Raw genomic sequence first — 11,895 nt, 5'->3', positions numbered from 1 at the left:
CGCATGCCCTGAGCCGGAGGAAGACCCTCTCAGGAGCGAATGGCATGTGCGGCATTGTGGGCATGGTGAACGGACATCCGGTGGCAGTGGATCTCGCCGCGGCCCTCGGGCGCCTCGAATATCGCGGCCATGATTCGGCCGGCGTCGCCCTGGCCGGGCCCGGCTTGCCGGTGCACCGCATCCTGGGCCGCGCGACGGACCTGCTGCGCATGCTGGAGGCCGCCCGCCCCGAGGGCCGCGCCGGCATCGGCCACACCCGCTGGGCCACCCATGGCCGGCCGGAGCTGCACAACGCCCACCCGCACCGCCATGGCGGCGTCGCCGTCGTGCACAACGGCATCATCGAGAACCATGACGCGCTGCGCCGCCAATTGCGCGACCAGGGCCACCACTTCGCCTCCGACACCGATTCCGAGGTCATCCCGCATCTGATGGCCGAGGGCCTCGCCCACGGCCTCGCGCCTATCGAGGCGCTTCTCGCCACCTGCCGCGCACTGGAGGAGGAGCTCGGCTATATCCGCGCCGAGGGCTATCCCTCGGGCGAGCTCAAGCACGGGCCCATCGCCGTGATCCGCGAGGGCTCGCCCGTCATCGTCTGCACGCCGGGCGATGCGGGCCAGGCCAAGGTGCTGGCCAATGCGAGCGCGGTGGCGGCACGCGGCGCGCATCTGGTGGCACTGACCGACGCGGCCGGCCTCGAGGCCGCGGAAGCGACAGCGGCGCAGACCATCACCCTGCCGGGCGATGCGCTCACCGCGCCTTTCGCCCAGGCGGTGTTCCTGCAGCTGCTCGCCTATCACACCGCCGTGGTGCTCCGGCATGACGTAGACCGCCCGCGCAACCTCGCCAAATCGGTGACCGTGGAATGAGCGCGACCCTCTCCCTCAAGGCCTGGATGAAGCGGGGCGAGCACCCAGCCGCCCGCCTCGCCTACCGCGCCGCCAAGGCGATCCGCGGCGCGCGCATGCCGGTGATTCGCCCGCTGCACCGCGCGCTCTATGCCCTGCACAAGGGCGTGACGGGCGCCTGGTCGAACGCCATGCGCATCCTCTGGTGGACGCCCCTATTCCTCTCGCGCGTCGAGAACGAGGCTCCGGGCCTCTACCTGGAAGGCGGCATGCCCCTCTGGGGCCGCTCACCATCCGCCTTGGGCGTGATGTGCGGCTCTCTGCTACCACGACGCTCACCGGCCGCAGCGCCAGTGCCGCGCCGCTGCTCGAGGTCGGCAGCAATGTGGATATCGGCTGGCAGACCACCATCGCGTTCGGCACGCGCGTCGTGATGGGCGACAATGTGCGCCTCGCCGGCCGTTGCTTTCTCGCCGGCTATCCGGGCCACCCGCTGGAGGCCGAGCGCCGTGCGGCGGGCCTCTCCTGCGATGCGACGCAGATCGGCGACATCATCCTGGAGGATGATGTCTGGCTCGCGAGCGGCGTCACGGTGCTGGCCGGCGTGCACATCGGCCGCGGCACGGTGGTGGGCACGGGCAGCGTCGCCACGCGCGACCTGCCGCCCGGCGTCATCGCCGCCGGCTGCCCCGCCCGCGTGGTGCGGGATATCGCCTGATGGCGCATGACCTCATCGTGTTCGGCGAGGATTGGGGCGCGCATCCCTCCTCCAGCCAGCACCTCGTCTCGCACATGGCGGCGGATCGCCATGTGGTCTGGGTGAATTCCATCGGACTGCGCAAGCCCGCGTTTTCCATGGGCGACGCCGCGCGCGCCGCGCGCAAGCTCGGCGCCGCCTTGTTCAGCACGCCCGCGCCCCGCCCCACGGATCTTCCCGAGGGCGGGCCGGTTGCGGGCTTCTATGGCAGCCTCGCGCCCTGGATCGATCTCGACCTGGTCGCCGCCACAGCGCGGCTCCTGCCGGAATGGCGCTTCGTGATGATCGGCGCGGCGCAGACCGACCTCTCCGCGCTCGAGGGCCTCGGCAACATCCACCGACTGGGCGCGCGGCCGCATGCGGCGCTGCCGGGCTATGCCCAGCATTGGGATGCCGGGATCATCCCCTTCCGTGACACGGCGCAGATCCGCGCCTGCAATCCCCTGAAGCTGCGGGAATACCTCGCCGCTGGCCGCCCCGTGGTCAGCACGGATTTCCCGGCGCTGGATGGCTATCGTCACCTCGTCCAGGTCGCGCGAACGCCGGAGGATTTCGCCGCCGCCCTGGGCGCCAGCCTCGCCGACACCAACGCCGCCGCCCGCCAGGCCGCCGTCGCCGCCCAGTCCTGGGCTGCCCGCGCCGCCGAGGCCGCCGCGTGGACGGACGCCCTGTGAGGGCGCTTCTTCTCCTGCTGCTCTTCCTCGCCTCGGCCTCGGCCGAGACGCTGCGGATCGGCCCGCCGGCCGCCTTGCCCGCTTTGCCCGAACTCGTCCTGACCGGCGAGAACCAGGGGACGGCGCCCGCTTTGCCCGTGCTGCGCGTGGATGACCGTGCGAGCAGGAAGATGTGCAACTGCTCCCGCACCGGCTCCATGATGTCGCGCCTGCTCTGAGCGACCTCGATCACGATGGGGACCTGGCGGCTCACGGCAAAGCTTGCGGTGACTTCGCGCTGAAATGCGTCCGTGCCGGTGAATGAGCCGGCCTCGCGGCGGGGTAGGAAGTCGCGGAATAACCAGTTCTCTGGCAGCCTGCGACCAATTGCTTCGTTCCGCCCGTCGTCGTGAGCAAGGAGAGCGCCGTCGAAGCCGTAGAGGCGGATGTCCACCCCAAAGGCACGCCCGGAGTGGCAGCGATCGCGGTCAGATATTCGGGATTGAGAAGAGCGACCGCGAACTCTCCCTGGATACCTCCAGCGGCGGGTCGTGCGAGCGCGAGGGGGATTGTCCAGCGGCGCCAGGCACCCTCGCCCGTGGGTTCGTCGAGCAAACGGCCCGGCTGCGGCCCCACCACGCGCAGGACGCCGATCGCACCCGCCTCACGGATCGCCAACAATTCCTTGAACCAGGCACTGCCGCCGAAATCCCGTTCACGCAAGGCGGCCGGCATCGCCTCGACCACACGCCCATGGCCATCCAGGATCAAGATTCCACGGAGTTGCGGCATATCCTGAACAAGGTTCGACATGTCCGGCGAGAGGGCCTGGGCCTCACCTCGCTGGGCCCGCGCCATGAGGTCCGCGAGAACAAACCCGACGGCATCCACCGTGCGGGATACCTGGTCGGCGGGTCCGATGGCGATGGCTTGGGTGAGGTGAGCCGCTTCGGTCTCCGCGCGGACCTGACGACGCGAGGACTGCACCGCATAGGCCACCGCCAAGACGGCCATGACGAGCGCAACCGCAATGAGCACGACGAATCGATAACCAAACATGCCACCCCAGCGGCGGATGAACGTGCCTTCGCGCGGGGTGGCCGTGACAGGCATATCGATGCGGAACACTGCGCTCTGGCTGGAGAAATGTCACCAGGGATGCGAGTTCGGCGGCCTGCACCGCCGCGTGCGGGATACGAGACCTCCTGGCAGCGGCAGGTGGTAGCCGCTATGCGCTAAGGGCATGCCGGGGTGGGCTTGCCAGGGTCCGCGATGCGTGCGAAACACTAACCCACGGAGCGGGCGGGCGTAGCTCAGGGGTAGAGCACGACCTTGCCAAGGTCGGGGTCGAGGGTTCGAATCCCTTCGCCCGCTCCAGTGTCTCCCCGAACAATCACTCACCACGTATCACACGGCGCTGTGAACTGCAGGGTTCCTGAGGTTTTGCCGCGACGGCTTGAGGGTTGGAGAACGCAACGAACCCGGAAATCTCTCTGCGGAGGGCCCAAATTCTCCGAAGCTTGAGGGTAGATCGATTTCACCCTCAAGCTCCAAGTGGCTGAACTCAAGCGCATTCGTCCAGATCGGAGTCGGGGCATTTCCGTATTCTGATCGCCTGCCGATCGAGCCTGGACGAGCAACCCCTACCCTTATCTAGCCCCTCGCCACCTTCCCCGCACGCCGCAGCCGCTCCCAAGGCGCCCCAGGCCACAGACGGCACCCTACGGGCCGTGTCTACTCAACGCTCGAAATTTGACCTAGCTTAAAGACGTTCGGATATATCCGTGCGTAATTCGCCTCGTGGTCGAAGCCGACAGCAGAGAGCTTGACGTGACATTTGACCATCCGATTTGCGAAGAGCCGGTTCCGAGAAAGACAACGGGGTGACTGCTACGCAGGCGATGGCCCGGACGAGGCGGAGGCAGCGCGGCGTCCTGCTATTGGGCTTGGTGGCGCTTCTACCCCTCCTCGCCTTCGCGATTTTCTCCGCGCTCTCAACCCTTCACTCCTATCGTGCCTCCAGCGAGACACGTCTGCGCGACACCGCACGCGCCCTCGCAGCCGCTGTCGATGCTCAGCTAGGCACCTATGTCGCAGCGCTACAGGTGCTCGCCACCTCGCGACGACTGGATGGCGATCTCGACGCCCAGGGTTTCGCAGCGCGCAGTCGCGGCGTGGGCGAGTTGTTCGACGGCTGGGTCGTGCTGCTTGGCCCGCCGCCCGACCATCGTGTCCTCTCGCTCAGCAACCAGCCAGACCAGACGTCCCTGCCAACCGAACTGCCGCCCGAGAACCGGCAAGCCGTCGCGTCCTTGCTGACCGAGGTCTTCGAACATGGCCGGCCCGGGATCTCAGACCTTTTCGAAGGGGCGGTCATCCAGCGCTCAATCCTGACCGCTATGGTGCCTGTTATCCGCGACGGCATGCCGCGTCGCGCCTTGGCGCTTAGCTTCGAGCCGGCAGCGCTGCGGCTACTGCTCATGCGGCAGGGCCTTCCACCCGGCACCTTCGCCGCCATCGCCGACAGCCAACTGCGCATCCTAGCGCATAGCTTCGATCCCGAAGGCCGCCGCGTTGGCGTTCGGGCGCCTGAATGGGTCAGCACAGCAATCGCCGGCAAGCAGCACGGCCTCGTCGTGGGACCCGGCTGGAGTGGGCAAGACAACGTCTACGCCGTCGAGCGGCTGAGGCTGGTCCCTGGCTGGACCGTAACAGTTGCCGAGCCACTGGCGGTGCAGCAAGCCTTGGCATGGGCGGCTCTGCGTTGGCTACTCGCCGGTGGCGCCGCTCTTGGCCTTGGCCTGACGGTCGTTGTCTGGGCCAGCCGCCGCGAGGCGGTGCAGGACGCCCGGGCCGAAGCCGAGGCGCTGCGCATCGGGCGCGCCGAGGTCGAGCGGCTGCATGGTGGGCTGCCGGCCATCATCTTCCTGCGCGAGCTAACACCGGACGGCAAGAAACCCCTGCTTTACCGCGCGGGGGATTTCGAGACGGTGACGGGATGGCCGGCGGCTACCTTCGCTGACGTGGAAAGCTCTCAGCCGTGGGGTGACCTCAGCAAGGACGATTACGACGCCTTCTTCGAACGGGTTGTGCGTGAGGGAACGGGAAGCGTTGAGTTTCGATTCGCCAACCTGATGGCTCATGGCGTGATCTAAAGTCGCGAGGTCGGCTGTTGGCCCGGCGGCTGGACGGCACCTGCGAAATCGTCGGCTACATCCTTGATGTATCGGCCGAGCGCGAGGCGCAGGCCCGCGCCATGTCTGCCGCCCGACTTGCCTCGCTGGGCGAGATGGCCGCGGGCCTGGCGCATGAGATGAAGCAACCGCTGCAATCCATCTCCCTCGCCGCCGAGATGGGCCAGATCGCCGCTACCGAGGGCGATATCGTGGGCGTTGACGAACAGTTTGAGCAGATCGTGGAGCAGACGCAGCGGACGGCCCAAACCATCGAGCATTTGCGTCGCTTCGCGCGAGGCGCCGAGGAAGGGGGGTCGTCGCAGGCCGTACCGCTGACGACATTGGTTGAGGGCGTGCTCGATCTGACGCGCAGCGTGCTGCACGACGCCTCCATCAAGGTCGAAGTGGATCTCGGCGATCCCTCGCCTGTTGTGCAGGGTCAGGAGGTTCTGCTCGAACGGGTGCTGTCCAACCTGCTGCTGAACGCCCGCGACGCACTGGCGGCGCGGCCGGACGGCGCGCCGCGGCGGATCTGCATCGCGGCCGCACCGGGATCGGATGGGACAGTCCGGCTGACCGTCGCCGATACGGGCGGCGGGATCGCGCCGGATGTGATGGCACAGCTGTTCGAGCCCTTCGTCACCACCAAAGGTCCGGAGACGGGTACTGGTCTCGGGCTGTCGATCTGTCACCGCCTCGTGAAAGGCATGGGAGGCAGCATAGAGGCGCACAACGACGCAGAAGGGGCGGTGTTCACGATCAAGCTTCCAGGCAGCGCCCAGGGCGAAACGAACGACAAACTGATGCCGCATGCCTGATGCGTTTTCCGGGTCGCCACGCGGAGCGTAAGCTCACCGTGTTCCGGCACTGATCCTCGCCATGGAGGGCTGTATCGACAGAGTCGGATAGTGCCGCTCTCGTTGGCCGCCCCATACGGGATACTCGTGCCGCTCGTCCGTGTGGCTGTGGCATGTCCAGCGAGGAAGGCGCAACTCGGTGATTCTTTGCATTTTCTGACCGCGCTGTTCTCAACTTACGAAAAGGCCCTTCTCATGCGATGATATATTGAGCCTACGCAATGAGACATCGTTGGAGGTGACAGGGATGGAAAACGCGAAGAGCTTCCTGTCGCCAGCCCCTACCATGCGATGGCGGGTCAGGCTCTTCCCCTTGACCGTCGCGGCGCTTCTGCCGCTTTTGGCCTTCGCCGGTTTCGCCGCCATCACCGCGCTAGAAGCGTATCGGGCAGTTGACAACGCTCGCCTACAGGCAACTGCCCGGGCCGTCGCGGCGGCAGTGGACGCGCAGATCGGCAGCCATGTCACAGCGCTCCAGGCTCTCGCGAATTCGCCACTTTTGGACGATCCACAGGATGCGGCCGCCTTCGCGACGCGCATCCGACCTTGGGCTGAGACGGTCGGCGGCTGGCTCGTGGTTCTGGACCAGCCGCCTAGCTACAGGCCACTGGCGAACACACTGACCCTCTCCGGACCCACACTGCCGGAGACGCTGCCACAGCAAGCGCGGGAAGCGCTGGCACAAGCGCTCGGCTCAGTCTTCGAATCAGGCCGGCCAGCGGTTTCCGACCTGTTTGACGGACCGTTCGCCGCGCAACCGGTGCTCACGATCACTGTGCCGATCGATCGCGAAGGCCAGCCACGCCGCGCCTTGGCACTTGGCTTCCCACCCGGTTCGCTATTTGCGCTTCTGGAACGGCAGGAGTTGCCACCCGGCACCGCCGCAGCGATCATTCACGGGCGGCTCAGAGTCCTGGCGCAAAGCCAGGACCGCGAAGGGCGCTTCATCGGCGTGGCGGCACCCGATTGGCTCGCCCCCTTGCTTGCGGATACGCAGCGCGCCCTGATCGTCGGTCCTGGTTTGGGGACCGGACCGGACAACGTCTATGCTGCCGAGCGGCTTACCCAAGCTCCCGGCTGGATGGTGGGCGCCTATGAGCGCCGCGCCTTGCAGGATGCCTCCGCCTGGGTGGTGATGCGTCTTCTGATCGTTGGGAGCTTTGCGGTAAGCCTCGGCTTGGGCATCGCAGTCTGGGCCAATCGTCGCGAAGCGGTTCTGAAGGCCCGCCAGCAGGCAGAGGCGCTCCTGGCGGGGCGCGCAGAGGTCGAGCGGCTGCATGGCGGATTACCGGCGATGATCTTCCTGCGCGATCTGAAGCCGGACGGGACGGACCGCCTGATCTATCGCGGAGGGGTTTTGAGACGGTGACAGGCTGGCCAGCCGCTACCTTCACTGGCGTAGACAGCCTTCGCGAATGGGTGGACCTTGATGCAACCACCTACCAATCCTTCTTGTACCGGGTTGTAGAGGAGGGAACGGCCACTATCGACTATCGAATTCGCCAGCCCGATGGCTCGTGGCGTCCCCTCAGGTCACGGTGCCACCTACTAGGCCTGCGGCCGGACGGCACCTGCGAAATCGTGGGCTACGTTCTTGATGTCTCGGCCGAGCGCGAAGCCCAGGCACGCGCCCTGGCCGCGGCTAGGCTCGCATCGATCGGCGAGATGGCAACCGGCTTGGCGCATGAGATCAGGCAGCCGCTGCAGTCCATGTCGCTTTCCGCAGAATTGGCGGAGCTCGCACTGCGCCAAGGCGACACCGAGGGCGCGGACGGGCATCTCGAAGACATCGTCAAGCAGACGCAAAGGGCATCTGACCTGGTTGAGAATTTGCGCCGCTTCGCTCGTGGTACGGCAGAGGGGGGCACGCAGACGGCCATCCCGCTCGGAGAGGTTGTGGAGAGCAGCCTGCAGTTGGCTCGCGGCAATTTGCACAAGGCGATGATCGATGTGGACGTCGCGCTTGGCGATCCGGCCCCTACCGTTGTCGGAAATGCCATCCTGCTCGAGCAGGTGCTGTTTAACCTGCTGCTGAACGCCCGCGACGCTCTTGCAACGCGGAGCAATGGCGGGCCACGCCGGATCCGTATCGCAGCTTTGCCGGAAGCAGAGGGCAGCGTCCGACTGACTGTCGCCGACACGGGCGGTGGCATCGCACCGGAGGTGATAAAACGAGTTTTCGAGCCCTTCGTTACCACCAAAGGTCCAGACAAGGGCGCCGGCCTCGGGCTGTCGATCTGTTACGGTCTGGTGAAGGGCATGGGTGGCACCATCGAGGCCCACAACGATGCAGAGGGGGCCGTGTTCACCATCACGCTTCCAGGCATCGTCCAAAGCGAGATACGTGAAGGAGAGGTGCCCGGCGCCCGATGAGCCGCAGCAATCTAGAGCGATCGACGCGATCGTATCCTGGGTTCGGATCCACGATGTAGAGCGCTACCCTCTCGGTCTGCAGATCCGACGGAGGAAACTACGATCGTCCAAACTGAAGGCGATCATTACCGCTGGCGCACGGATCCAGGATCTTGCTGCAGGCCGGCCTGCTCGCGTTGCTCGTCCCACGATGCCGGGAGCGGTTTCATCAGCGCCGGCAGGGTCACACCATCAGGCTGCTGCCCATCCAGGATAGCCTCAACGAACTCTGGAACCAGCAGCGTTAGGCGAAGAAGGCTGCCGAGATAGCCGCGCTCGATCCCCTCGCCCTCGGCCATCTCGCTGATGGTCGCATATCGGCCTACGTCCAGCATCCGCTGATACCGAAACGCCCGCGCAAGCGCCTTGGCCAAGACGCGGATCGACCCTAGTTATAACCGGCGCCCCACCATCGGCCCTCGGCGTCACGACGGTCTTCCGCCCCGGCCGGTATCGGATGGCCAGGGGCACCCGGACCGTGATGCTGGTCGCGGTCGTCATGCTACAGCCCTCAGAGCGTCCGGCGCGATAGCGGTGAGGTCGCGGACCAGCCCACCAAGCCCATCCAGTCGCAGCCGAATGTCCGCGCCGGCCCGGCCAACCACCACCCGCTCCACCAGAGACCGGACGATCCTAACCTGCTCCGCGGGGAACAACTGCTCCCATAGCGGATCGGATCAAGCCGATGTAGGCGCGTCGCTGACCTCCATCTCCGTCAGCTCGGGTGCGTCCTTGCGCGCGGCTCTCCAGGTGCCGACTGCGATCTCCGGTTGGCGCAGCAGCGCGCGAACCTGTTCCACCACCGCGGTCTCGATCTCCGCCGCCGAAACCCGGCGCACGATGCTGTCGTCGCCGCCAGCGTCGCCCTTCAGCACCCGCTGCGCCACGTAGTAGCGGTAGAGCCGCCCGTTCTTCCGGGCGTGCGTCGGCGACAGCGCCCGACCGTCTACCCCAAAGATCAGCCCCTTTAAAAGCGCCGGCGCTTGCGCCCGGTTCTGGTTGGCGCGAACCCGCGGGCTGACCTGCAGCACGGCATGCGCCCGGTCCCACAGCTCCCGCGGCACGATGCCCTGGTGTTCGCCGGGATAGACCTGCCCTTTGTGCGCGGCCTCGCCCACATAGGTCCGGTTGTTCAGCAGCTTATAGACGTCGCCCTTGTCCAGCGGCCGGCCCGACTTGCTGGTGGCGCCCTCGGACTGCAAGTCCCGCACCGTCTCGATCCCTGATCCAGTCTCGACGAAGACCTCGAACACGCGCCGGACGCGCAGCGCCTCCTCCTCGTTCACCACCAGCTTCCTGGCCACGACATCGTAGCCGAGCGGCACCTTGCCCCCCATCCACATGCCACGGGCACGCGAGGCTGCGAATTTGTCGCGGATCCGCTCGCCAATGACCTCCCGCTCAAACTGCGCAAAGCTCAGCAGGATGTTAAGCGTCAGCCGACCCATGCTGGTGGTCGTGTTGAACGACTGCGTGACGGACACGAACGTCACGCCATGCGCGTCCATCACCTCGACCAGCTTGGCGAAGTCCATCAGGGAGCGGCTGAGCCTGTCGATCTTATAAACCACGATCACATCGACGAGGTCGGCCTGGATATCCCGCAGCAGGCGTTGCAGCGCCGGTCGCTCCAGCGTGCCGCCGGAGAAGCCGCCATCGTCGTAGCGATCACGGACCAGCACCCAGCCCTCGGCGCGCTGGCTGGTGACGTAGGCCTCGCAGGCATCGCGCTGCGCGTCGAGGGAGTTGAATTCCTTCTCCAGTCCCTCGTCCGTGGACTTCCGCGTATAGACCGCGCAGCGCAGCTTCTTCGTGGTAGCGGGCATGGCCGGCTCGATGCGGGCGCGGCGGCTCATGCCCCTGCCCTCCCCTTCAGCCCAAAGAACGTCCAGCCATTCCAGCGCGTGCCGGTGATGTGCCGCGCGATGGAGGACAGCGACTGATACGGCCGTCCCTCGAACTCGAAGTCATGCTGCCGCACCGTGACCACGTGCTGCACGCCCTGCCATTCGCGGATGAGGCGTGTGCCCGGCAGCGGGCGGCTATCGGCCCTGATGCGTCGCAGGACGACGTTGCCGCCGTCCAGCTGCTCGCCAAGTGCCTCGAGCCGTTCCCTTGTCTCCCGCTTCAGGCCGCCATAGGCCAATTCCTGGATCCGATAGGCCAGCCGACTTGTGATGTAGCTGCGACTGAATGGCGGCGGCTCCTTGCCATAGAGCTCCCGCCATTGCTGCTTCAGGGTGACAATGGGCGCGGTCTGAAGCGCCGCCAGCCGGCCAAGCACCTCGGGCGGCGGAATCCTTGGGATGGTGGGCGCCGGCGCGGGCGCGGGCGCAGCGGTGGATCGTCTCGTCATGCAGAGTCCCTCCCCTGTTGGGGTTCGCATGGAGGCGCTGCCAGGCGGTGGAGTGTAGGCGAATGTCTCCACCCTCCCCCACCTGCGCGGCATCACGGGCAAGATCCTCCGCAGTGCGGCTGCGCAGCCGCACCAGGCCAGCGGCCAGGATGGAGCACACCTCCCGCAGGTGTGGCGGCAAATGCTGGTTGATGTTCGAGGGATGGGACCTGGCGCTCATACCAGGTCCTACCCGCTGACTTCGCAGAGCCGTCTCACGCGGCCGGGCGCGCGAGAGCCTCCGCGTGGCGGCGCCATAGCAGTGTCACCTTGCGCTTCACCGTGCTCGGGTCCGGGAACTGGCCGCGCTTCGCGAACCAGGCCTCCATGCGCCGGATGACAGCCGCCTGCGTCTCCGGCATGCCCTCGACCTGCAGCATCACCGCCAGCTCGCACCAAAACGCGTCCCAGTCGTAGCGCGCGGGCGCGCCACGCTGGCCGGGCTGAGGCGCTGCTGTAGCAGACGTCAACTCACCGGCGGCCATCGCTTGCGCCGCCTCGAACCGCTCGAGCTCCGCATGCCGCACAACCAACCGCTCGCGCGGTACGATGAACTCCGCCGCCTCTTCGTTCTGCACCCATACTGAGCGGTACCGGCCCACGTCGGCCTGAAACGCTGTCACGTTCTGCGCCCCCTGCATCACCGCAGTCCAGGCATCCTGCGGCCACAGGTCCAAGGTGCCACTGAAAAAATATCGGCGGTGCGGGATGTCGACGAAGTGGCCGTCATCCACCTCATCGACCTCTCCCTCTTCCAGCGGCAGTCGCGCCACCACAACCGAGAGGGTGATTTCCTG

General features: G+C 66.7%; 13 protein-coding genes and 1 tRNA gene. 9 read left to right on the top strand and 5 right to left on the bottom strand.

Features of this window, described 5'->3' with window-relative positions:
* Positions 1-44 precede the first annotated feature (44 nt).
* The 4 genes from ACQ860_RS00070 (at position 45) to ACQ860_RS00055 (ending at position 2,497) form a co-directional block, all read left to right on the top strand.
* Positions 45-869 (top strand): SIS domain-containing protein, encoded by an 825-nt coding sequence (locus ACQ860_RS00070; protein WP_431301363.1) that lies wholly within the window; start codon positions 45-47, stop codon positions 867-869.
* Between the two features lie 289 nt (positions 870-1,158).
* A complete protein-coding gene (locus ACQ860_RS00065; protein WP_431301362.1) occupies positions 1,159-1,566 on the top strand; it encodes an acyltransferase in 408 nt (135 codons plus the stop codon).
* A complete protein-coding gene (locus ACQ860_RS00060; RefSeq protein ID WP_431301361.1) occupies positions 1,566-2,279 on the top strand; it encodes a glycosyltransferase in 714 nt (237 codons plus the stop codon). The genes ACQ860_RS00065 and ACQ860_RS00060 overlap by 1 nt, the downstream gene beginning before the upstream one ends.
* Positions 2,276-2,497, top strand: coding sequence for a hypothetical protein (locus ACQ860_RS00055; RefSeq protein ID WP_431301360.1), 222 nt, complete (start codon positions 2,276-2,278; stop codon positions 2,495-2,497). The genes ACQ860_RS00060 and ACQ860_RS00055 overlap by 4 nt, the downstream gene beginning before the upstream one ends.
* Before the next feature lie 31 nt (positions 2,498-2,528).
* Here ACQ860_RS00055 and ACQ860_RS00050 read toward each other — a convergent pair whose 3' ends face one another.
* Positions 2,529-3,386 (bottom strand): hypothetical protein, encoded by an 858-nt coding sequence (locus ACQ860_RS00050; RefSeq protein WP_431301359.1) that lies wholly within the window; start codon positions 3,384-3,386, stop codon positions 2,529-2,531.
* 174 nt (positions 3,387-3,560) lie between these two features.
* Between ACQ860_RS00050 and ACQ860_RS00045 the strand changes: the two genes are divergently transcribed.
* The 5 genes from ACQ860_RS00045 (at position 3,561) to ACQ860_RS00025 (ending at position 8,664) form a co-directional block, all read left to right on the top strand.
* Positions 3,561-3,635 (top strand) — tRNA-Gly (locus tag ACQ860_RS00045).
* A gap of 569 nt (positions 3,636-4,204) precedes the next feature.
* Positions 4,205-5,413: a hypothetical protein gene (locus tag ACQ860_RS00040; RefSeq protein WP_431301358.1), complete on the top strand. Its 1,209-nt coding sequence runs from the start codon at positions 4,205-4,207 to the stop codon at positions 5,411-5,413.
* Positions 5,414-5,430: 17 nt separating this feature from the next.
* Positions 5,431-6,252 carry a sensor histidine kinase gene (locus ACQ860_RS00035; RefSeq protein ID WP_431301357.1) on the top strand — a complete coding sequence of 274 codons (822 nt, stop codon included), beginning with the start codon at positions 5,431-5,433 and terminating at the stop codon, positions 6,250-6,252.
* A 352-nt stretch (positions 6,253-6,604) separates the two neighbouring features.
* A complete protein-coding gene (locus ACQ860_RS00030) occupies positions 6,605-7,660 on the top strand; it encodes a hypothetical protein (RefSeq protein ID WP_431301356.1) in 1,056 nt (351 codons plus the stop codon).
* Between the two features lie 50 nt (positions 7,661-7,710).
* Positions 7,711-8,664 carry a PAS domain-containing sensor histidine kinase gene (locus tag ACQ860_RS00025; RefSeq protein WP_431301355.1) on the top strand — a complete coding sequence of 318 codons (954 nt, stop codon included), beginning with the start codon at positions 7,711-7,713 and terminating at the stop codon, positions 8,662-8,664.
* A gap of 125 nt (positions 8,665-8,789) precedes the next feature.
* Here ACQ860_RS00025 and ACQ860_RS00020 read toward each other — a convergent pair whose 3' ends face one another.
* From ACQ860_RS00020 to ACQ860_RS00005, 4 genes are all read right to left on the bottom strand, one after another.
* On the bottom strand, positions 8,790-9,077 hold the full coding sequence (locus ACQ860_RS00020) for a hypothetical protein (protein ID WP_431301354.1): 288 nt from the start codon (positions 9,075-9,077) through the stop codon (positions 8,790-8,792).
* A gap of 303 nt (positions 9,078-9,380) precedes the next feature.
* Positions 9,381-10,559 carry a recombinase family protein gene (locus ACQ860_RS00015; RefSeq protein WP_431301353.1) on the bottom strand — a complete coding sequence of 393 codons (1,179 nt, stop codon included), beginning with the start codon at positions 10,557-10,559 and terminating at the stop codon, positions 9,381-9,383.
* Positions 10,556-11,059: a DUF2924 domain-containing protein gene (locus ACQ860_RS00010; protein ID WP_431301352.1), complete on the bottom strand. Its 504-nt coding sequence runs from the start codon at positions 11,057-11,059 to the stop codon at positions 10,556-10,558. The genes ACQ860_RS00015 and ACQ860_RS00010 overlap by 4 nt, the downstream gene beginning before the upstream one ends.
* Before the next feature lie 254 nt (positions 11,060-11,313).
* Positions 11,314-11,895: hypothetical protein (locus tag ACQ860_RS00005; RefSeq protein ID WP_431301351.1), on the bottom strand; the 582-nt coding region annotated here is incomplete at its 5' end.

It is taken from the genome of Sediminicoccus sp. BL-A-41-H5, assembly GCF_050632405.1.
GTDB lineage: Bacteria > Pseudomonadota > Alphaproteobacteria > Acetobacterales > Acetobacteraceae > Roseococcus.
Note: the sequence above shows the minus strand (reverse complement) of the source record. Positions and strands in the feature narration are given on the sequence as shown.

What these genes read in the sequence shown, in the direction of transcription:
- ACQ860_RS00070 (WP_431301363.1), top strand. Translation starts at nt 45, where the DNA reads ATGTGCGGCATTGTGGGCATGGTGAACGGACATCCGGTGGCAGTGGAT.
- ACQ860_RS00060 (WP_431301361.1), top strand. Translation starts at nt 1,566, where the DNA reads ATGGCGCATGACCTCATCGTGTTCGGCGAGGATTGGGGCGCGCATCCC.
- ACQ860_RS00015 (WP_431301353.1), bottom strand. Translation starts at nt 10,559, where the DNA reads ATGAGCCGCCGCGCCCGCATCGAGCCGGCCATGCCCGCTACCACGAAG.
- ACQ860_RS00010 (WP_431301352.1), bottom strand. Translation starts at nt 11,059, where the DNA reads ATGACGAGACGATCCACCGCTGCGCCCGCGCCCGCGCCGGCGCCCACC.